General features: G+C 64.9%; 21 protein-coding genes. 6 read left to right on the plus strand and 15 right to left on the minus strand.

The features are described from left to right. The 5 genes from H0W65_RS02185 to H0W65_RS02205 form a co-directional block, all read right to left on the minus strand. Window positions 1–118: FAD-dependent oxidoreductase (locus H0W65_RS02185; protein WP_294003492.1), on the minus strand; the 118-nt coding region annotated here is incomplete at its 3' end. After that, window positions 111–596 (minus strand): endonuclease domain-containing protein, encoded by a 486-nt coding sequence (locus H0W65_RS02190; protein ID WP_294003366.1) that lies wholly within the window; start codon window positions 594–596, stop codon window positions 111–113. The genes H0W65_RS02190 and H0W65_RS02185, both read right to left, overlap by 8 nt. Further along, complete coding sequence (locus H0W65_RS02195) at window positions 593–1,006, minus strand: acyl-CoA thioesterase (protein WP_294003368.1); 414 nt, start codon at window positions 1,004–1,006, stop codon at window positions 593–595. Before H0W65_RS02195 ends, H0W65_RS02190 begins: the two co-directional genes overlap by 4 nt. Next, window positions 1,003–1,290 carry a hypothetical protein gene (locus H0W65_RS02200; RefSeq protein WP_294003370.1) on the minus strand — a complete coding sequence of 96 codons (288 nt, stop codon included), beginning with the start codon at window positions 1,288–1,290 and terminating at the stop codon, window positions 1,003–1,005. Before H0W65_RS02200 ends, H0W65_RS02195 begins: the two co-directional genes overlap by 4 nt. A gap of 131 nt (window positions 1,291–1,421) precedes the next feature. Next, window positions 1,422–2,777 (minus strand): pyruvate dehydrogenase complex dihydrolipoamide acetyltransferase, encoded by a 1,356-nt coding sequence (locus H0W65_RS02205; protein ID WP_294003371.1) that lies wholly within the window; start codon window positions 2,775–2,777, stop codon window positions 1,422–1,424. 138 nt (window positions 2,778–2,915) lie between these two features. Here H0W65_RS02205 and H0W65_RS02210 point away from each other — a divergent pair, with 138 nt between their 5' ends. Continuing rightward, a complete protein-coding gene (locus H0W65_RS02210) occupies window positions 2,916–3,374 on the plus strand; it encodes a universal stress protein (RefSeq protein WP_294003372.1) in 459 nt (152 codons plus the stop codon). Between the two features lie 5 nt (window positions 3,375–3,379). Here the strand turns inward: H0W65_RS02210 and H0W65_RS02215 are convergent, their stop codons facing one another. From H0W65_RS02215 to H0W65_RS02225, 3 genes are read right to left on the minus strand one after another with little or no spacing between them, the layout of a single operon-like run. Beyond that, on the minus strand, window positions 3,380–3,859 hold the full coding sequence (locus H0W65_RS02215; RefSeq protein WP_294003373.1) for a GAF domain-containing protein: 480 nt from the start codon (window positions 3,857–3,859) through the stop codon (window positions 3,380–3,382). Continuing rightward, the gene (gene arfB / locus H0W65_RS02220; RefSeq protein WP_294003375.1) at window positions 3,859–4,263 is read right to left on the minus strand and encodes an alternative ribosome rescue aminoacyl-tRNA hydrolase ArfB; all 405 of its coding nucleotides are present in this window, start codon (window positions 4,261–4,263) and stop codon (window positions 3,859–3,861) included. The genes H0W65_RS02215 and arfB overlap by 1 nt, the downstream gene beginning before the upstream one ends. Further along, window positions 4,253–4,912, minus strand: a complete 660-nt coding sequence (locus H0W65_RS02225; protein WP_294003377.1) for an RluA family pseudouridine synthase — start codon at window positions 4,910–4,912, stop codon at window positions 4,253–4,255. Before H0W65_RS02225 ends, arfB begins: the two co-directional genes overlap by 11 nt. Window positions 4,913–5,124: 212 nt before the next feature. Here H0W65_RS02225 and ctrA point away from each other — a divergent pair, with 212 nt between their 5' ends. The 4 genes from ctrA (at window position 5,125) to H0W65_RS02245 (ending at window position 9,269) form a co-directional block, all read left to right on the plus strand. After that, on the plus strand, window positions 5,125–5,838 hold the full coding sequence (ctrA, locus tag H0W65_RS02230; RefSeq protein WP_294003379.1) for a response regulator transcription factor CtrA: 714 nt from the start codon (window positions 5,125–5,127) through the stop codon (window positions 5,836–5,838). A gap of 176 nt (window positions 5,839–6,014) precedes the next feature. Beyond that, window positions 6,015–6,989: a ferritin-like domain-containing protein gene (locus H0W65_RS02235; RefSeq protein WP_294003381.1), complete on the plus strand. Its 975-nt coding sequence runs from the start codon at window positions 6,015–6,017 to the stop codon at window positions 6,987–6,989. Then, entirely contained in the window at window positions 6,990–7,871 is an 882-nt protein-coding gene (locus H0W65_RS02240) for a ferritin-like domain-containing protein (protein ID WP_294003383.1), read from the plus strand. A gap of 66 nt (window positions 7,872–7,937) precedes the next feature. Next, window positions 7,938–9,269, plus strand: coding sequence for an Nramp family divalent metal transporter (locus tag H0W65_RS02245; protein WP_294003385.1), 1,332 nt, complete (start codon window positions 7,938–7,940; stop codon window positions 9,267–9,269). Here the strand turns inward: H0W65_RS02245 and H0W65_RS02250 are convergent. After that, a complete protein-coding gene (locus H0W65_RS02250; RefSeq protein WP_294003386.1) occupies window positions 9,266–10,072 on the minus strand; it encodes an arginyltransferase in 807 nt (268 codons plus the stop codon). The two genes, H0W65_RS02245 and H0W65_RS02250, sit on opposite strands and share 4 nt — an antisense overlap. Before the next feature lie 130 nt (window positions 10,073–10,202). After that, on the minus strand, window positions 10,203–11,429 hold the full coding sequence (locus tag H0W65_RS02255; RefSeq protein WP_294003387.1) for a threonine ammonia-lyase: 1,227 nt from the start codon (window positions 11,427–11,429) through the stop codon (window positions 10,203–10,205). 53 nt (window positions 11,430–11,482) lie between these two features. Between H0W65_RS02255 and H0W65_RS02260 the strand changes: the two genes are divergently transcribed. Further along, on the plus strand, window positions 11,483–13,132 hold the full coding sequence (locus H0W65_RS02260) for an amidohydrolase (RefSeq protein ID WP_294003388.1): 1,650 nt from the start codon (window positions 11,483–11,485) through the stop codon (window positions 13,130–13,132). 3 nt (window positions 13,133–13,135) lie between these two features. Here H0W65_RS02260 and H0W65_RS02265 read toward each other — a convergent pair whose 3' ends face one another. From H0W65_RS02265 to H0W65_RS02285, 5 genes are read right to left on the minus strand one after another with little or no spacing between them, the layout of a single operon-like run. After that, complete coding sequence (locus H0W65_RS02265; protein WP_294003390.1) at window positions 13,136–15,136, minus strand: protein-disulfide reductase DsbD; 2,001 nt, start codon at window positions 15,134–15,136, stop codon at window positions 13,136–13,138. A 17-nt stretch (window positions 15,137–15,153) separates the two neighbouring features. Beyond that, window positions 15,154–17,778, minus strand: coding sequence for a methionine synthase (gene metH / locus H0W65_RS02270; protein WP_294003392.1), 2,625 nt, complete (start codon window positions 17,776–17,778; stop codon window positions 15,154–15,156). Beyond that, complete coding sequence (locus H0W65_RS02275) at window positions 17,775–18,842, minus strand: homocysteine S-methyltransferase family protein (RefSeq protein WP_294003393.1); 1,068 nt, start codon at window positions 18,840–18,842, stop codon at window positions 17,775–17,777. The genes metH and H0W65_RS02275 overlap by 4 nt, the downstream gene beginning before the upstream one ends. Then, window positions 18,839–19,741, minus strand: a complete 903-nt coding sequence (gene metF / locus H0W65_RS02280; protein WP_294003394.1) for a methylenetetrahydrofolate reductase [NAD(P)H] — start codon at window positions 19,739–19,741, stop codon at window positions 18,839–18,841. Before metF ends, H0W65_RS02275 begins: the two co-directional genes overlap by 4 nt. Then, window positions 19,738–20,703 carry a metalloregulator ArsR/SmtB family transcription factor gene (locus H0W65_RS02285; RefSeq protein ID WP_294003396.1) on the minus strand — a complete coding sequence of 322 codons (966 nt, stop codon included), beginning with the start codon at window positions 20,701–20,703 and terminating at the stop codon, window positions 19,738–19,740. The genes metF and H0W65_RS02285 overlap by 4 nt, the downstream gene beginning before the upstream one ends. Window positions 20,704–20,850: the final 147 nt, after the last annotated feature.

The raw sequence follows: 20,850 nt of genomic DNA on the forward strand, positions 1-20,850 counted from the left end.
CCCCCAGATTCTCCCGCTCGACGATCGCTGTCCTGAGCCCCAGCTGCGCCGCGCGGATGGCGGCGACGTATCCGCCGGGCCCAGAGCCGAGGACGATGAGGTCGTAGGTGTCAGCCATGCGAAGCTCCAAGCCCCTCTCCCCCTGCGGGAGAGGGAGGGGCCCAAGCCGAAGGCTTGGGAGGGTGAGGGGCGGTGAGTGCGGCCATGATCATGTCGAACACACCAGCCGGATTCGTCAGGACATCATATTTCCAGAAGCGCAGCACTGAAAAGCCTTCAGCGCGAAGAAACGCATCACGTCGTTCGTCCAATTTGCTATCGCTATGCTGGCCGCCATCAACTTCGACGATCAGCCGCTGCTCAAGGCAGACAAAGTCGACGATATAGGGTTCGATCGTCAGCTGGCGGCGGAACTTGCATCCCTCGAGCCGCCGGTCGCGGAGCAATTGCCACACTATACCCTCTGCCGGAGTCGCCTCATGGCGCATCGCCTTCGCGCGGGTCTGCATCAACTTGCGCCGTGCCCTCACCCTGCCGTCGCTGCGCGACGGCTGTCCCTCTCCCGCGAGGGGAGAGGGAGGAGGCTTGCTCGTCACTCCCCTCTCCCCTTGCGGGAGAGGGTCGACTCGGCGTCAGCCGAGCGGGGTGAGGGGACTGCGCGAGGTCGGCCGTTTTCGTCCAACGCCACGAACGTAAACTCCCCGCTCGCGACCTTCGTCTCCCTATCCCCATCCCGCTCGCGAGCCACCGCCTCGACCGCGATGCGCATCGAGCTTCGGCCCTGTTTCACCAGCTCGGCGAAGACGCTCAGCTCATCCCCGACCCCCATCGGCCCGATGAAGCGCAATTCGTCCGCCGCCACCACCACCGCCTTGCCGCGCGAGTGGCGCGAAGCGAGGCTCCCCGCAGCGAGCGCCATCTGGCTCATCAGCCACCCCCCGAACACCCCGCCATAGGGGTTGGTGTCGGCTGGCATGGCGGTGACGCGGATGAGGGGGACCCTCATGTCGTTGCCGTCGGTGGTGATCGGGCAAAGAAAAGGAGGCCGAGCACAAAACCGATCGACGCGCCTGCGATCGCTCCGAACTGTTCGAAGACTCCGAACGTTTTGAACATGCCGAATGTCACGAACATCAAGAGCGCACCGACGATGCCGCCGCCGACAGTGAGAACTCCTGTCGCGGGCAACAGAGAGTAGGCGCGACGTCTAAGGAATCGGATGGCCGGCAAGCCAAAGAACAGAGCTGGAAATGCCCCGAAAATCACGTAGGTCCCGGCGATTCCGAGCATCACTAAGACACTCGTCTGATCAGCACTCGAGGGCAAGTCCCAAACTATGGACAGAAAACTAGCAAGTATGCCTCCGCCCAAAATCGCAAGCACAAACAACAAGGCTTTTCGCAACTGGTCGAAGGCAATTTTCAAGCCACCAGCCCCAGCGGCGTCTCCACCAGCGCCTTGAACGCCTTCATCAGCCGTGCCCCGTCGGCGCCGTCGATGGCGCGGTGGTCGAAGCTGCCGGTCGCGCTCATGATGGTCGCGATCTGCAGGCTGTCATCGATCACATAGGGCCGCTTTTCGCCCGCGCCTATGGCCATGATCATGCCCTGCGGCGGGTTGATGACGGCCTCGAACTGCTTGATTCCATACATGCCCATGTTCGACAGGCTGGCGGTGCCGCCCTGATATTCGTTCGGAGCCAGCTTGCCCTCCTTGGCGCGACCGGCGAGGTCGGTCATTTCTTTCGAAATCGCGGAAATCGCCTTGGTCTCGGCACCGACCACGATCGGGGTGATCAGCCCGCCGTCGATACTCACCGCGACCGAGATGTCGGCGCGGCTGTATGTGATCAGCGTGTCGCCGGCGAAGCTGACGTTGCATTCGGGGACTTCGATCAGGCTTAACGCCAGAGCCTTGATCAGCATGTCGTTGACCGACAGTTTGATGTTCCGCGCGGCGAGGCCCGCGTTGAGCTCACCGCGTAGCTTCAACAGCGCATCGAGCTGGATATCGACCGTCAGGTAAATGTGCGGCACTTGCTGCTTCGACTCGGTCAGCCGCCGCGCGATGGTCTTGCGCATATTGCTGAGCTTGACCGTTTCGTGCGGAATGTCGGTTTCGAACGGTTTGGCGGGCGCAGCCGGCGCCGCGGCTTGCGCGGCTGTAGCGGCCTGAGCGCCGCCACCGGCGCTACCCAGATCGGCGCGAACAATCCGCCCGTCCGGCCCGCTGCCCTTGAGGCTAGCAAGATCAATCCCCTGCGCCTCGGCGAGACGACGCGCGAGAGGCGAGGCTTTGATTCTATCGCTCCCCTCTCCCCTTGAGGGAGAGGGCGACTCAGCCGCAGGCTGAGCGGGGTGAGGGGGTGCTGAAGGAGTTTCACCGCCACCTTTCGACGGAGGGGCGGGTGCGGGCCCAGGTTGCGCCCCCTCACCCTGGCTGGCTGCGCCAGCCTTTCCCTCTGCCGCGAGGGGAGAGGGGCTGACAGATGCGCTTTGGCTGCTGCCCCCGGCAGCAGCGTCGCTAGCATCTTCCCCCTCGCCCGCCAAAATCGCAATCGGCGTGCCGACCTTCACCCCATCCGAGCCTTCCGGGACCAAAATCTGCGCGATTGTCCCCTCGTCAACCGCTTCGAATTCCATCGTCGCTTTGTCGGTTTCGATCTCGGCCAGGATATCGCCCGACGACACGGAGTCGCCGACCTTAACCAGCCATTTGGCGAGGGTTCCTTCCTCCATCGTCGGCGACAGGGCGGGCATTTTGAGTTCGATCGTCATGGGCACTTCTTTGGCTGGAGACTCGCCGGGCACAAAGGCCAAAGCGGCGGGTGGGGTCAAGAGGGCGGCGGAATCGCGGATGGCCGCTTGTCAGATGAACCGCTTTGGCGCAGCCTCGCGCTCAAGGGGGGATCGGGCATGGCGCGCACCTATCTGGTGGTGATCGACGACAGCGCCGAAGCGCGGGTGGCGCTGCGCTTCGCCGCGCGCCGCGCCGCCAAGACTGGCGGAGCGGTCGAAGTGCTCGCCGTGGTTCAGCCGCAGGATTTCGTCCAATGGGGCGGAGTGCAGGCAGCGATCGAGGAAGAGCAGCGCCTCAGGATCGAGGCTAGCGTCGCCGCCTCGGTCGGTGAGATCGTCGATGCGGCAGGGATCAAGCCCGAAATTGTGGTGCGCGAAGGGGATCCGGTGACGGTCGTGCGGGCCTATGTCGGCACACGCGACGACATCGCCGCGCTGGTCCTTGGCGCCGCGCCGGCGGGCAAGCCCGGGGCCCTGGTCGCCGACTTCACCGGCAACGACGCCGGCAAGCTGCCCTGCCCGCTGATGATCATCCCTGGATCGCTAACCGACGACCAGCTCGAACATTTGAGTTAGCCGTCTTAAATTGCGGCGCTGAGAATTTCACCCAGCCGGACGCATCCGGCCTCATCCTCTTCATCGAACCTGGCGAGCGAAGGGCTGTCGAGGTCGAGCACCGCGATCAACTCGCCGTCGCGCATGATCGGCACCACGATTTCGCTATTCGACGCGGAATCGCAGGCGATGTGGGTCGGGAAGGCATGGACATCCTCGACGCGTTGGACCTGGCGGGTCGCCGCGGCGACGCCGCACACGCCCTGGCCGAAGGGAATGCGGATGCAGGCCGCGCGGCCCTGGAACGGCCCCAGCACCAATTCGCCGCCGATATTGCGGTAAAAGCCCACCCAGTTGAGGTCGGGCAGCGTTTCCATGATCAGCGCCGTCGTATTGGCCATATTGGCGATGCCGTCGGACTCGCCCGCGACCAGTCCCTCGAGCGCCGAGGCGAGGTCGGCGTAGAGTGTCGCCTTGTCGGCCGCCTCGATCTTGAAGTCGTACATCAGTCCCAGCTCACCTTCCCACGGCCCGCCTTGACCTGGCTGCGGCCTTTTTTTTCGTCGACGCGCCTGGCCTTGGCGGCGCGCGACGGGCGCGTGGTCTTGCGCTTGGCCTGCACAATATGGGCCTCGGCGATCATTTTCGCCAGTCTTGCCCTCGCATCCTCGCGGTTCGCCTCCTGGGTGCGGTAGCGCCGAGCGGTGATGACCAACTCGCCGCCGGTGGTCAGCTTGCTCCCGGCGATGACCTTGAGCCTGGCGTAAACTTCGGGGCTGAGTCCAAGCTTATAGACGTCGCAGCGCAGCTGGCAGGCGGTTGCGACCTTGTTGACGTTCTGCCCGCCCGGCCCGGTCGCGGCGAGGAATTTTTCGGACAGCGCTTCCTCGGGGCTGGCGTCAATGGTCATCGATCATGTCCAGCCACAGGCCGAAGCTATCGGGGATTTTCGCCATCACGTCGATCGCCGGCTTGGGGTCGCGCGGCACCCTGAGCTTCCAGGCGTGGAGCAGCATCGGCCGATCGCCCGAGCCGTAAACCGGATCGCCGACGATCGCCGCGCCCAGCCCGCGGGCGGCATGAACGCGGATCTGGTGCGTGCGGCCAGTTTCGGGCTTAAATTCGACGAGGCTCTGCCCCCCTTCCACGGCAATCCGCCGCCAATGTGTCACCGCGCGCTTGCCGCCCTCGTCGACCACCATCCGCCAGCCCTCGGCCGCGCTGGAAACCTTGGCGACTGGCAAGTCGATCGTCCCCGCTTCCCCCGGCGTCTCGCCCACGACCACCGCAATGTAGGTTTTCTCGACCGTGCCGGCCTCAAAGGCCTGCTGGAAACGCGCCCGCGCCTTCGGATTGCGCGCGAACAAGAGGCAGCCCGAGGTGTCGCGGTCGAGCCGGTGCATCGCCGTCGGCGGCCGTTTGAAGCCGAGGCTCAATTCAAACGCCCGCGCTTCGACGCTCGGACCGCCATTGCGCGGGGGGTCGACCGGCAGGCCCGCCGGCTTGTCGATCACGATCGCCTCGCCATCGATGAACAGGATCAGGTCTTCCAGCGTCATACGCAGAGGCGATGCCACCTGATCCCGGCCCCTGCAAGGGAAGGGCAGGTGATGCAGCGCTGCAACGTTTCCGGGCATTTACCTAGCTTTACGCAACATTAACCTTTTGCGCCGAGAAACGGCATGGTTAATGGACGCTTAGTTCTCGTTAAGAGCGCGAAACCTTTTTTGGACGCGCCTTGGGACGGGGATCTGGACGGGGGACTTGAGCAATGCGCGTACTGCTGATCGAAGACGAAGCGACCATCGCCAAGAGCATCGAGCTGATGCTCGGGACCGAAGGCTTCAACGTCTACACCACCGATCTTGGCGAAGAAGGCCTCGATCTTGGCAAGCTCTATGATTACGACATTATCCTGCTCGATCTGAACCTGCCCGACATGCATGGCTACGACGTGCTCAAGAAATTGCGCACCGCCAAGGTCGGCACACCGGTCCTCATCCTTTCCGGCATCGGCGAGATGGACAGCAAGGTCCGCGCGCTGGGCTTCGGCGCCGACGATTATGTCACCAAACCGTTCCACCGCGACGAATTGGTCGCGCGCATCCACGCCATCGTCCGCCGCTCGAAGGGCCACAGCCAGTCGGTCATCCGCACCGGCAAGCTGGCGGTCAACCTCGATGCCAAGACGGTCGAAGTCGACGGCAGCCGCGTCCATCTGACGGGCAAGGAATATGCGATGCTGGAGCTGCTTTCGCTCCGCAAGGGCACGACGCTGACCAAGGAAATGTTCCTCAACCACCTCTACGGCGGCATGGACGAACCCGAGTTGAAGATTATCGACGTATTCATCTGCAAGCTGCGCAAGAAATTGAGCCTTGCGTGCGGCGGCGACAATTACATCGAAACCGTCTGGGGCCGCGGCTATGTGCTGCGCGAGGTCGAGGGCGATAGCGCAACGACCGAGGTCGCTGCGGTCGCCTGATACCCACGAATTCGGGACAGCCAAGGAACGGCGGTGCGGCGACGCGCCGCCGTTTTCTATTGGGACTGGCGATCTTCTTCAGAGGTTTATTTGTAAGATTGGCGGCGTCCGGGGAACTGGCGGAGGTCGAGGGCGGTTTCCAATGCCAGCCGAGGGGTTGGCAGCGGAGTTCGATTATGGACTATATTAGCCTCGATCCCACTAGGCGGCAGGCGCTGCGGATGATGTCCGCCGGCCTGATGGGAGCCGGGCTCGCCGGCTGTGCCGACCTGATCCCGCAAAATCTCGGCCTTGCACTGTTACCCAATCCGCTAACCGACCCCGCCGTCTATAATTTCGCACTCAACCTCGAATATCTCGAGGCCGAATTCTATCGTCGCGGCGTCTATGGCGAAGGCTTGCCCGGCGAGCTGATCGGCCCCAATCCGGGCGCAGTGATCGGCGGCCGCCGCGTACAGTTCCGCACGCCGTGGATCGCCGAGATGTTCGCCGAAATCACTGAGGATGAAACCAACCATGTGCGGTTCATCCGGCAAACGATTTCCTCTTCGCCGCTGGTCGAGATCAACCGACCGGTGATCGACCTCCAGACCAGCTTCCGGACGCTCGGCATGCAAGCCGGCCTCGGTCCCAACTTCGACCCCTTCGCCGACGAGGAGTCCTACATCCTCGGCGCCTTTATCTTCGAGGATGTCGGTGTGACGGCTTATGCCGGCGGCAGCGATCTGATCGCCGACGATGATTCAATCGAAGCGGCGGCCGGGATTCTTGCGATCGAAGCATATCACGCCGGCGCGATTCGCGCGACGATAGCCGAGATGGGACCACGGATGGTCGCCGCCGCCGACGGCATTTCACGCGCTCGCGGCGCAGCCGAAGGCCCGAACAACCGCCGGCCGAACCGGTCGAGCGTCCATACCGTCCCGGGACCGAAGGAGCAGGCCATTAGCGCCGGCGAGGTGTTCCAAGGCGAAGTCGTCATTGCGCCGACCGATCCCCAAGGTCGCAGTTTCCCGCGCCCACCGCAGGATGTCCTCAACATCGTCTTCATGAATCCCGATCCGGAAGCGAATCGCGGCGGCTTCTTCCCCAATGGCGTCCAGGGTGTCGTTCGCCACGCCATGTATCCAGCCCAGACGAGGAGTGCCTGAATGGAACAGATCGGCCAGGATCGGCGCTCGCTGTTCGGCTTGTCGAATGGCCAGGCAGCGCTTGCCGCCGTTGGCGTGCTCGCCGCATCGACCGCTTTCCCGCTCAATGAAGCGGTAGCGCAACAGGCGGAAAGTTCGACCGACGTCGACCTTTTCAACTTCGCCCTGAACCTCGAATATCTCGAAACCGATTATTATCTGCGCGGGCTCGGCACGACCGTTGATGTGGTGTTTCGAACATCGTTCGGGGCACCGGTAAAGGGCGGCCGCAAGGTCCAGTTCTCTAACCCGGTGCGCGAAGGCATGATCAAGAACATTGCCGGCAACGAGGTCGCGCATATCAATTTCGTGCGGGCCATAACCGGCAGCCAGGCGTCCAAGCGGCCACCGATCGATATGGACGCGGGATTCGCCGCGGTTGCCGCCGCGGCTGGACTGTCGGACTTCGATCCGTTCGGCAACGAGATGGATTTCTTCCTCGGCGGCATGTTGTTCGAGGACGTTGGAATCAGCGTGCTCAAGGGATCGGCGCGCAAGTTGCGCAGCCTGACCCTGCGCGAATCCGCCGCTGGCCTGCTCGGCAGCGAAGGCTATCACATGGGAGCAATTCGATCGGTCATCTACAAGATGGGCGATACGTGGCGGTCGCGCGCCGCCGCCATCTCCGAATTTCGCGACCGGCTCGATGGCCCGCAGGATCTCGATCAGCCCCCGGTCAAGGTCGGTGCCTTGGCCAACATCACACCAACCAACCAGAACGGGATTGCGTTCGGGCGAACCCCGCAGCACGCGCTCAACATCATCTATGGCAATCCGGCGCAGGGCATCATGGCGGGGGGCTTCTTCCCCGAGGGATTTAATGGCAGAATTCGGTCGACCTGAAGCCGATAGCTTGGCACGGCGTTAACGATCAGGGCCAGGGAGCAGGGGATGAGGATGGCGACGGGGGTGAATAAGGCAGAAGTATCGCCACGCCCAATCGCCGCGAGCCTCCCTGAATCCTTCCAGACGGTGCCGATTCCCGGCCGAGGGGCGGGCTTCTGGCGCAAGATGGGCGCCTTCGCCGGGCCCGGCTACCTCGTCGCGGTCGGCTATATGGACCCGGGCAACTGGGCGACTGACTTGGCCGGGGGTTCGGCCTTCGGCTACACCTTGCTGTCGGTTATCCTCCTGTCGAACATCATGGCGATGGTGCTGCAGGCGCTGTCGGCCAAGCTCGGCATCGTCACCGGGCTCGACCTCGCCCAAGCGTGTCGCGCCCACTATAGTCCGCCGGTTCGTATCGCGCTGTGGCTGCTATGCGAACTGGCGATCATCGCCTGCGACCTGGCCGAAGTGCTGGGGACCGCCATCGCGCTGCAACTGTTGTTCGGGATTCCACTGGTGTGGGGCGTGATCCTGACCGCGCTCGACGTGCTGATCATCCTGCTTCTGCAGCAGCGCGGCTTCCGCTGGCTCGAAGCCTTCGTCATCGCCCTGTTGATCATCATCGGCGGCTGCTTCGCGGTCGAACTCGCGCTTGCTCAGCCGAGCATCGCGGCGATTGCCGGAGGACTCGTGCCGCGACCCGAAATCGTCTCGAATCCAGCCATGCTGTACATCGCCATCGGCATCATCGGCGCGACCGTCATGCCGCACAACCTCTACCTGCACAGTTCGATCGTCCAGACCCGCCGCTTCGACCAAAATCCCGAGGGCAAGCGCGAGGCGATTCGCTTCGCCACTCTCGACAGCAGCATTGCGCTGAGCCTCGCGCTGTTCATTAACGCCGCCATTCTAATTCTCGCCGCCGCCACCTTCCACCAAGCAGGGCGGACCGAGGTGGCCGAGATTCAGGACGCCTATCATCTGCTGACGCCGATGCTGGGCCTCGGCATGGCCAGCACCCTGTTCGCCGTGGCGCTGCTCGCCTCGGGGCAGAATTCGACGATCACCGCAACGCTGGCCGGGCAAATCGTGATGGAAGGCTTTTTGAATATCCGCCTTCCCGCCTGGCTTCGCCGCCTCGTGACGCGAGTGCTGGCGATCATCCCCGCGGTCGCGGTCGCCGCCGCTTACGGCGAGGCAGGAACGGCCAAGCTGCTTGTGCTGAGCCAGGTTGTGCTGAGCTTTCAGCTACCGTTCGCGGTGGTACCGCTGGTCAAATTCACCAGCGACCGCGGCAAGATGGGCGAGTTCGTCAACTCGACATTGCTCAAGGTCGCGGCCTGGGTCATTTCGACGGTCATCATCGCCCTCAACCTGAAGCTGTTGGCGGACGTGTCGGGACTGTTCGGCTAAGCGTCGACCAGGATGCGGCGTGGGCTGCGGGTCGGCAGCGTGACGTCGATCCTGGGGGCATCGGCCTCGCCTGCGTCCATCGACCGCCAGCCGTCGCGGCCAAGACGCTCGAGCGGACGGAAGGTCGCTTTGTAGGCCATTCGGCTCGACCCTTCGACCCAGTAGCCGAGGTAGACATAGGGAAGGTTCGCCCGCGCGGCGCGGATGATGTGGTCGAGAATGATGAAGGTGCCGAGGCCTTTGCGCGATCCCGGGCCGACATCGTAGTAGCTGTAGATCATCGACAGCCCATCGCCCTGCTGATCGCTCAGGCAGGCGCCGACCAGCTTGCCGGGGCGCCCGCCTATCGACGGCTCGCGATATTCGATGACATAGGTGCGAACCGGGGTCTGCTCTACCATGTCGGCATAATCATGCTCGTCCATTTCGGCCATGCCGCCGCCGGGGTGCCGCTGGGCGAGATAGGTGCGGAGCAGCGCATATTGTTCCTCGGTGCTCCACGGACGGCAAGCGCTGACCTCCAGATCGGCGTGGCGGCGCATCAGCTTGCGTTGGGTAGCGTTAGGCTCGAATCGGTCGGCGGCAACGCGAACCGAAACGCAGGCCGAGCAATCCACGCAGCTGGGCCGATAGGCCACCGATTGCGAGCGGCGGAAGCCAATGCGGCCAAGTGCCTCGTTGAGCTCGCCCGAGTTGCGGCCGTTCAATTCGGTGAACACCTTCCGCTCGACCTTGCCCGCAAGATAGGGGCACGGTGAAGGGTTGGTGACGAAGAATTTCGGGAAGCGGAATGGTGCGCTCACCCTGTCCGGCCTTTCGCAATGGTTACGAAACTCTTTATGCGACCGGTAAACGCGGTTGGAAAGGGGCTGGTACTACGAAAAGAGGGTTAAGGGGGGATGCTGTCCCGCGACTGGACGGAACGAGGTTAATTCAATCGAGCTCCGCGCGCTCGACATCGAAGCCGGCGCCTTCCAGGCGCTCGACCAGAAGTTCGATGGCACGAGCGTCGCGGGCCTCGCCTTCGACCTCGATCACCGTATCCTTGGCCGGAAGGCGGGTGAAGATGCGCTGATGCTGGACCTCAATGATGTTGACGCCGCTGGCCTGGAAGCAGGCGGTGATCGAGGCGAGTGCGCCGGGCCTGTCCTGCGCCGCGATCCGGAGCCGGGCGATCCGCCCGCAGCGAACCAGCTCGCGCACCAGCACGTTGGCCAGCAAATGAGGGTCGATATTGCCGCCGCACAAGATTGTCCCGACCTTGCGCCCCTGGTAGCGCTCGGGATTGGCGAGGATCGCCGCGAGGCCTGCTGCACCCGCCCCTTCGACCACCGATTTTTCGATTGCGACGAGCAGCGCGACGGCATGCTCGATCGCTCGTTCGTCGACCAGGTCAATGCGGTCGACCAGATCGGCGATGATGGCGCGGGTTAGCTGCCCCGGCTCCTTGACCGCGATGCCCTCGGCCAACGTGTCGCCGCCGATCGCACCATGGCCGTCCTCGACGACATTCTTCATCGATGGGTAGAGTTCCGCTTCGACCCCGATGATTTCGATGCCTGGTTTCAACGCCTTGGCCGCCGTGGCGATTCCGCTGATCAGCCCGCCGCCACCGATCGGCACCACCAAAGTGTCGAGGTCGGGCACGTCCTCTAGCATTTCGAGCGCGACCGTGCCGGCGCCGGCCATCACCGCCGGATCGTCGAACGGATGGACGAAGACCAGCCCGCGCTCGGCCTCGAGTTGCCTGGCATGTGCGTGCGCCTCGTCAAACGTCTCGCCGACCAGCTCGACCGTCGCGCCATGGCCCTCGGTCTGGGTCACCTTGATCGTCGGCGTGTTGACCGGCATCACAATCGTCACCGGAATGCCGAGCCGCCGGCCGTGATAGGCGACCGCCTGTGCATGATTGCCCGCCGACGCCGCGACCACGCCGCGCCGGCGGTCGTCTGGATTGAGCTGCAGCAATTTGTTGAGCGCGCCGCGTTCCTTGTAGGCGGCGGTGAACTGTAGATTCTCGAACTTCAGCCAGACTTCGGCACCGACCATTTCGGACAGGGTGCGGCTGCAATGGACGGGCGTGCGAACCACCGCGCCATCAATGGCAACGGCGGCGGCGCGAATATCGTCCAGGGTCGGCCGGGTCGTGCAATTGTTCATCGGTTGGGGTGCCTAGCCCTTCCGCACAAAGCAAACAATGCTATGCCGTCGCCATGCTGAAACCCCCGTTCGCGCTTGCCACGCTGCTCATCGCCACCAGCCCCGTGGCCGCCCTCGCCGATACGTTGGTGACCAACGCCAACGGCATTCAGGTTGATACCAACGGTAAGCTGCAACATTTCACCGGGTTACTGATCGGCGACGATGGCAAGGTGGAGCGGTTGCTTCAAAAGGGTGATGGGGCACCCAAGGCCCAAAAGCGGATCGACGCAGGTGGGCGAACTCTGCTTCCCGGATTGATCGACGCCCATGGCCATGTCTTGGGGCTCGGTCTCGGCGCGATCCAGCTCGACATCACCGGCTCCAAATCGCTTGCCGAGATGCAGCAGCGACTACGCAATTATGCGACCGCCAATCCCGGCACCGGCTGGATCCTCGGGCGCGGCTGGAACCAGGAACTGTGGGCCGATAAGCGCTTCCCGACCACGGTCGATCTCGACGCGGTGGTCGCCACGCGTCCGGTGTGGCTCGAGCGGGTCGACGGCCATGCTGCGGTCGGCAACAGTGCAGCGCTGAAAGCCGCGGGGGTCACTGCCGCGACCCAGGCGCCATCGGGCGGGCGGATCGAGAACGGGCTGTTCGTAGACACCGCGCGCGGCTTGGTGGAAGGCAAGATTCCTCCGGCCAGTGTCGCCGATCGCGACCGCGCGCTGAAGGAAGCGCAGCGCATTCTCCTGTCCAGCGGGCTGACCGCAGTCGCCGACATGGGCACGTCCCTCGACGACTGGAAAGCGATGCGCCGACTGGGGGATGCAGGCGCACTTAACTTCCGCATCCTCAGTTACGCGGCCGGCCCGGAGGCGTGGCCGGTCATCACTGGAGGCAAGCCGACGCCTTGGCTCTACGGCGGACGGCTCCGCATGGCGGGGATAAAGCTTTACGCCGACGGGGCGCTCGGGTCGCGCGGGGCGTGGCTCAAGGCGCCTTATGCCGACAAACCCGACACCAATGGGCTGCGTTTCCTGACCGATGCCGAGCTCGACAGACAGGCGGGCGACGCCGCGGCGCACGGCTTCCAGATCGCGGTCCACGCCATTGGCGATGCCGCCAACGCGCAGGTGATCGGCGCCTATGAGCGGCTGACCAAACGCTATGGCGCCGCCCGGCGCTGGCGGATCGAGCATGCACAAATCATCGACCCAAAGGATATTCGACGCTTGAAGCCGGCCGGGATCATCGCCTCGATGCAGCCGACCCACCAGACCAGCGACCGGACCATGGCCGAGGCGCGGCTAGGACCTAGTCGGTTGGCGGGCGCCTATGCGTGGGCGACCATCGCGAAGTCGGGAGCGCGGCTCGCGTTCGGGTCCGATTTCCCGGTCGAATCGCCCAATCCCTTCCCGGGCCTGAGCGCCGCGATCAGCCGCCAGGGCCTCGACGGCATGCCCCCGGGCGGCTGGCGACCCGAAGAGCGGGTGAGCTTCGAAGCGGCGCTGGCCGGCTTCACGCGCGGCGCGGCATATGCCGGCTTCGCGGAAGATCGCATCGGCTCGCTCGATCCCGGCCGCTACGCCGACTTCATCCTCGTCGACCGCGACGTGAGCAAGGTGTCGCCAAGCGATCTCGGGCGGACGAAAGTGCTCGAAACCTGGGTCGCAGGAAAGCAGGCTTGGACTAGCGCGGACGCGAAGCCCGCTCGCTGAGCCCTAGCGCTGTCTCGCAGCGCGTTCACTCAACATGCCCGGGGTGAGGATTTGCGGCAGTTCCTCGGGCTTCGCCTTGCCGGGCTCGTACCACAGATAGAGCGGCGCCCCGGCTCGCCCCTGGCTTTCCAAGAAGCGGGTGATCGCTGGATCGCCGTTGGTCCAGTCGCCGACCAACACCTTGACCCCCGCCCTGGCGAACGCCGCGCGGGTCGACTCCCGCTCGATCGCGGCGGCTTCATTGGCTTTGCAGGTCAGACACCAGTCGGCGGTGAAATAGACGAACGCCGGGTGCCCGGCGGCAAGCTCGCGCTGGACCGCCGCTTCGCTCCATACTCCGGCGCCGAGGGGAACGCGCGACGCGGACTGCTGCAGTTGCGGCACGAGCATTGCCGCCGCGCCACTCAGCAATAGCGCGGCGCCGAGCGCCATGAGGCCGCCAGATTCGCCGCGCCGCTGCCGCCTACCCGCCCACGCAAGCAGCAATACCAGCGCCGCGACCGCAGTAAGACCGACACCGAGCGCCGCTATTCCTGCTTGCCGGTAAAGCAACCACAGGCAGCCAACCGCAGTCGCCGCCATCGGGATAGCGAGGAAGCGCTGCAACCGCGCCATCCACGCCCCCGGCTGCGGCAGTCGGCGGCGGAGGGCGGGGACGAACGCGACGACCACGAACGGCAGCGCGAGGCCGAATCCCAGCGCCGCGAACACCGCGATTGATCCGTAGGCGGGCAGCAGCAGGGCAATGCCCAGCGCCGCCCCGAGGAAAGGCCCGGCGCAAGGCGTCGCGACGAACGCAGCCAGGGCGCCGGTACCAAAGCTGCCGGTCGGTCGGGTCTCGCTGCCGATCACTGGCAGCTCGAAGATGCGCAGTAGGTTCAATGTGATCGCGGTGGCGAGCAGCAGAAGGATAACAGTGGTGCGCGGGTCCTGCAGTTGGAATGCCCAGCCGGCCGACCTGCCCCCGGCGCGGATCGCGAGCAGCAGTGCTCCGAGCAGGCCGGTGCCGACGATCGCGCCGCCCGCATAGGCGATCGAATCGCGCCGCGCCGCGCGCTCGTCGCCGCCCGATTTGGCCAAGTGCAACGCCTTCAAGGCAAGGATCGGGAAGACGCATGGCATCAGGTTGAGGAGAATTCCACCGACCAGCGCGCCGAGGATCGCCAGGACGACGGCGTTAAACCCCAGCGCGCCTACGGCGCCGATCGGGCTGCCGCCTGGCGGGACCGCACCGGGCACCGCGACAATCTCCAGCCCGCGACCGTCACCGAGCGCGAGCACGCCGGTCAGCCGCTGTGGGGATCCGCGCCGATGCTTGAGTTCGACCACCAGCGTGTCGCCGACTCGGCGGAAGGTTTGCGGCGCGGCATAATCGATCGGGCCCTCCTCGGCCGGAAAGAAATAGGGCTCGCCGATCGTCACGTTGCGCGGCAACGGGACCGCAATCCCGACCTTCTCACCTTTGATTTCGAACCGTGCGGTGCTGGCGAGCGGTCGCGGCAGAGCGCGGCGCCAATCGTCGAAGCGGGTATTCGCGGTCGGCCGGCCAACCCCGACCGAAAGATCGAGCGCGAAGCTGCCCTTTTCGGGCACGCAGACCTGATCGGTGCAGGCGAGCCAGCGCGCTTCGGCACGGATTGGCAGGTTGTCCGACGCATCGGCGGGAACCTTGAGCCGGGTCAGGATCGCATGGTCGCGCTCGTAGACATAATTGACGATGCCGGCGACCAGCAGCTTCGATGGCACCGGGTAGCGCAATGGTCCGACGCTTGCGCCCCTGGGCAGCGTCCACTGGATCGTCATCGGCAACCCGGCGTCGCCGGGATTGAGCCAGTAGCCGTGCCAGCCCGGGCTGGTGTGCATCAGGATCGCGATCTCCACCTCGCCGCCCGGGTGCGCCGGTCCTTCCGCGACCAGCTCCGGCCGGATCGCGTTGCCGCGCGGCAATTGCGCCAGCGCAGGCTGGGCAATCAGCGCGGCGAACAGAAGGAGAAAGCGAAGCATCGTCGCCCCCGCTAGCATCAGTCGAGGTTGGGGCGAAGCCAGCGTTTGGCGGTGTCGAGGTCGACCCCGCGCCGCACCGCATATTCCTCGAGCTGGTCTTGCCCGATCCGCGCCACGCCAAAATAGGAGCATTCGGGATGGGCGAAGTAGAAGCCTGAAACGGCCGAGGTCGGCCACATCGCGAAATTCTCGGTCAAATCGATCCCCGCCGCGCCTTCGCCGAGCAGCGAGAATAGCAACGGCTTCAAGCTGTGATCGGGACAGGCGGGATAGCCCGGCGCGGGGCGGAAGCCGCTATACTCCTCGCGGATCAGTTGCTCATTGGTCAGCGCCTCGCCCGGTGCATAGCCCCACAGGTCGGCGCGGACGTGCTGGTGAAGCCGCTCGGCGAACGCCTCGGCCAGCCGGTCAGCTAGCGATTTCAGCAATATGTCGCGATAATCGTCATGCTCGGCCTTGAACCGCGCGAGGTGCGGGTCGATGCCATGGATCGCCACCGCGAACCCGCCCAGCCAATCTTCCTCACGCGGGGCGATGAAGTCGGCGAGGCACATGTTGGGGCGGCCGGCGCGCTTCTTGACCTGCTGGCGGAGGAAAGGAAGGCGCGTGCGCTGCTGGTCAAGGACGATAACGTCATCGCCTTCGCGGCGCACCGCGAACAGGCTGGCGACACCCCTAGCCGTCAGCCATTTCTTCTCGACGATCTCCCCCAGCATCGCCTGTGCGTCGGCGAACAGCGAGCGCGCGCTTTCGCCAACCACTTCATCGTCGAGGATCGCCGGATAATTGCCGGCCAATTCCCACGCGCGGAAGAAGGGCGTCCAGTCGATCAGCGGGACAAGGTCGTCGAGGGGCCAGTCGTCGAAGCGGTGCGTACCCGGCTTGGCCGGCCGCGGGCTCGGGCCGTCGTGGACCGGAGTGAAGCCGTTGGCCCGCGCCTCGATCAGCGGCGACAGCTCGCTGTGCCCCCTGCCCGCGCGGCTTTCGCGCAGGGCGCGATAGTCGTTGGCGGTGCGGTGGATCAGTTCGTCGCGGCTGGGCCCGTCGCTGACAAGGGCAGACGCCACCCCGACCGCGCGACTGGCGTCTAGCACATGCACCACCGGCCCCGAGTAAACTGGCTCGATCCTCAGCGCCGTGTGCGCCCGGCTGGTGGTCGCGCCGCCGATCAGCAATGGCCGGGTCATGCCGGCGCGCTGCATCTCCTCGGCGACGGTGACCATTTCATCGAGCGACGGCGTGATCAGCCCAGAAAGCCCGATCATCGCCGCGTCATTCTCGTTGGCGATCTCGAGGATTTTCACCCAAGGCACCATCACCCCCAGGTCGATCACGTCGAACCCGTTGCACTGCAAGACGACGCCGACGATATTCTTGCCGATGTCGTGGACGTCGCCCTTGACCGTGGCCATGACAATGCGGCCCTTCGACGTGTCGACCCCCGGTGCCTTCTCGGCCTCGATGAACGGCAGCAGATGCGCCACCGCCTTCTTCATCACCCGCGCCGACTTGACCACCTGCGGCAGGAACATCTTGCCCGATCCGAACAGGTCGCCGACCAGGTTCATGCCCTGCATCAGCGGGCCTTCGATCACCTCGATCGGCCGCGCGAACAGGTGACGCGCTTCCTCGGTGTCATCGACGACATGGGCATCGATACCCTTGACCAACGCATGCGCCAGCCGCTCCTTGACCGGCCAGCCGCGCCACTCGGCGGCCTGCTTCTCAGCCACCGGGTCGGTCCCGCGATAGCGTTCGGCGAGCACGATCAGCCGTTCTGTCGCATCGCCGCCCGCATTGGGCAGTCGGTCGAAAATGACGTCCTCGCAGGCCTCCCGCAGCTCGGGATCGATCGCGTCATAGACGTCGAGCTGGCCGGCATTGACGATCGCCATGTCGAGGCCGGCGGGGATGGCATAAAATAGGAATACCGAATGCATTGCCCTGCGCACCGGCTCGTTGCCGCGAAAAGAGAAGCTCAAATTCGACAGGCCGCCGGAGATATGGGCGTGGGGGCAGGCCACGCGAATCTCGCGGCACGCCTCGATGAAGTCGATCGCGTAACGGCGATGTTCGTCGATGCCGGTAGCGATGGCGAAGATGTTGGGGTCGAAGATAATGTCTTCGGGCGGGAAGCCGCTCTCCGTCAGCAGCGCATAGGCGCGCTTGCAGATCTCGACCTTGCGCTCCTTGGTGTCGGCCTGGCCAACTTCATCGAAGGCCATCACGACGACAGCGGCGCCATAAGAGCGGACCTTGGCCGCCTGCTCGAGGAACGCCGACTCGCCTTCCTTCATGCTGATCGAATTGACGATCGGCTTGCCCGACACGCATTTGAGACCGGCCTCGATGATGCTCCACTTCGAGCTGTCGATCATCACTGGCACGCGGACGATGTCGGGCTCAGCGGCGAGACGTTTGAGGAAGGTCGACATCGCTTCCTCGCCGTCGAGCAGCGCCTCGTCCATGTTGACGTCGATGATCTGCGCTCCGGCCTCGACCTGATCGCGCGCGACCTCGACCGCGGCGTCATAATCGCCGGCCAGGATCAGTTTCTTGAATTTGGCCGATCCGGTGATGTTGGTCCGCTCACCGATGTTGACAAAGCGCGCGCCGACGGCGGCACCGGTGGAATCGGTCATGCAGCGAGGATCATCGGTTCGAGGCCGGCCAATATTGTTCTCGAAGGTGCGCACGGGACGGCGCGCGGCGTGCAATCGCGCGCCGCCCCGGTGATCGCGGCGATGTGCCGAGGAGTCGTACCGCAGCATCCGCCGACAATGTTGACCAGGCCGGCGTCGAACCATTCCGCCACCTGGCGCGCGGTTTCCTCCGCGCTTTCGTCATAACAGCCAAGCTCATTGGGCAGCCCGGCGTTGGGATAGGCCATCACCAGAGTCTCGGCGGTGGCCGAAAGCGCGGCAAGGTGCGGCCGAAGCTGCGCCGCGCCGAACGAGCAATTGAGGCCGATGGTCAGCGGTCGGGCATGGCGCACGCTCGCCCAGAACGCCTCAACCGTGTGGCCGGAGAGGTTGCGGCCGCTCAAATCGGTCAGAGTCATCGAAATCATGATCGGCAAGTCGCGGCCGAGCGCGGCACCCGCTTCGAGCGCGGCCATGATCGCCGCCTTGGCATTCAACGTGTCGAACACCGTTTCGATCAGAACCGCGTCGACCCCGCCCTCGACCAATGCGTCGATCTGCTCGCGATAAACCGCCTTGACCTCGTCAAAGTCGACTTCGCGATAGCCCGGGTCATTGACCTTTGGCGACAGCGAAAGCGTCTTATTGGTTGGGCCGCAGGCGCCCACGACCCAGCGCGGCTTGCCGTCGGCGGCGGTGGCGGCATCGACCACTTCGCGAATGATCGTCGCCGCGGCGCGGTTGATGTCGACGACCAGATGCTCGGCGCCATAATCGGACTGGCTGATGCGGGTCGCGTTGAAGCTGTTTGTAGCGAGAATGTCCGCCCCGGCATCGACGAAACGCCCGGCGATCGCGCGGATGATATCGGGCCGCGTCAGGTTCAGCAGGTCGTTATTGCCGCGCTGATCATGGTTGAGGGTCAGCTTGCCGCGATAATCGGCTTCCTTCAGCTTCTCGTCCTGAATCATCGTGCCATAGGGGCCGTCCTTGATCAGGATACGGGTCGCGGCGGCGGCGCGGATGGCGGCGGCCACCCCCCCTGAGCCTGTCGAACGGGTCATGCCCTTACTCCCAGCATGTGACAGATGGCGTAGGCCAGCTCGGCACGGTTGAGTGTGTAGAAATGGAAATGGCGAACCCCGCCGGCGTAAAGCTGGCCACACAGTTCGCCGGCTAGCGTCGCCGCGACCAGCTGCCGCGCGGCGGGCAAATCGTCGAGCCCTTCGAACAAATGGTCCATCCATCCGGGGATTGCCGCGCCGCACATCCCGGCGAAACGGCGGGTCTGGGCGACGTTGGACACCGGCAGGATGCCCGGCACGATCTCGATGTCGGCGCCGCGCGCCGCGACCCGGTCGCGAAAACGAAAGAAGCTTTCGGCCGAGAAGAAGAATTGAGTAATTGCCCGGTCGGCGCCGGCGTCGATCTTGCGCAGAAGATTGTCGAGATCGCTATCCGGGCAATCCGAGTCGGGATGCACCTCGGGGTAAGCGGCGACCGAAATGTCGAACGGCGCGACCTGCTTCAGTCCCGCCACCAGCTCGGCGGCGTTGGCATAGCCCTGAGCATGCGGCGCGTATGGCTGGCCGGGCTCGCTGGGGTCGCCGCGCAGCGCGACGACGTGGCGGACGCCCGCTTCCCAATAGGCGCGGGCGACATCGTCGATCTCGCCGCGGCTCGCCCCCACGCAAGTCAAGTGCGCAGCCGGCGTCAAATCGGTGTCGCGCACGATTCGCTCGACCGTCGCGTGCGTCCGCTCGCGGGTCGATCCGCCGGCGCCATAGGTGACCGAGACGAAGCGCGGCCGAAGCGGTGCCAGCGTCTCGATAGAGTGCCACAGCGTTTCGGCCATGGCGTCGGACTTGGGCGGGAAAAATTCGAAGCTGACGGCGATATCGCCGCGCGCCTCGGCGAACAGGGGCGAATGCGCCGCAAGCGCGTCGAGGGCCTGACGGTTCATGCCGCCGCCCTCTGGCGTTTGGCCACCGGCTGGGTCGCGCGCCACAGGATTACCGTCAGCTCGCCGCCTTCGAGCCGCTCGATGCGGTCGAGCTTTAGCCCGGCGGCGGCGAACCAGCCGCGCATCGCGTCGTCCGCAAAGCCGAGGCGAAGGTGCGCGTCCTGCTCGCGCAGCTCGGCCCGCTCGTGCTGGGCAAAATCGATCACTAGCAAGCGCCCGTCCGGCTTCATGACGCGCGCCGCTTCGGCAATTGCCGCGCCCGGTTGCTGGGCAAAATGTAGCACCTGGTGGAGGATGATGCTGTCGGCGCTGCTGGCCGCTAGCGGCAGCGCGTACATGTCGCCCTGGCGAAGGCTGGCCGTGCAAATGCCCGCGGCCTCCAGCTTGACGCGGGCGAGGCGCAGCATGTCCGACGAACGGTCGATGCCGACCGCGCTTCTGGCGCGCGGCGCGAACAGTTCAAGCATCCGTCCGGTGCCAGTACCGATGTCGAGCAGCGCGCCCAGCGGCTTGTCGTCGAGCATCTTCTCGATCGCCCGCTCGACCTCGTCGTCGGGGACGTGCAGCGCGCGAATGCTGTCCCAGGTCGAGGCGCGCGCCTCGAAATAGCGGCGGGCGGCCTCGGCGCGGTCGATCCTGACGGCCTCCAGCCGCGCATTGTCGCCGGCGAACAAGGCTTCCGCTTCCCCGTCGGCCCAGCCCGCGAACAGGTCGAACAGGGGTGCCGAGCGAGCCGTTTCCGCCAGCTGAAGGAAGACCCAACTTCCTTCCTTGCGCCGGCCGACAAGCCCGGCGTCGCTCAGGATCCGCACGTGGCGCGATACCCGCGGCTGGCTTTGCCCTAAGACCTGCGCCAGCTCGCCGACCGACAATTCCATCGTTTTCAGCAGGACGACGGTTCGCAGCCGCGTCGGGTCGGCCAACGCCTGGAAAAGGGCGGCAAGGGGAAGTTCTCTGCTCACGGAATAACGATATAAACATGTCTTTATATCCGTCAATCACCGAGAGCATCACCGGTCGTTTGGCGCCCGGCCGCAAATGACGATTGCGTGACGCAAGGCACATCTATATTCCGGCGCGCTGGCCTGACCTCTTTTTTAGTGGCAGGC

It is taken from the genome of Sphingomonas sp., assembly GCF_013816785.1.
Taxonomy (GTDB): domain Bacteria; phylum Pseudomonadota; class Alphaproteobacteria; order Sphingomonadales; family Sphingomonadaceae; genus Sphingomicrobium.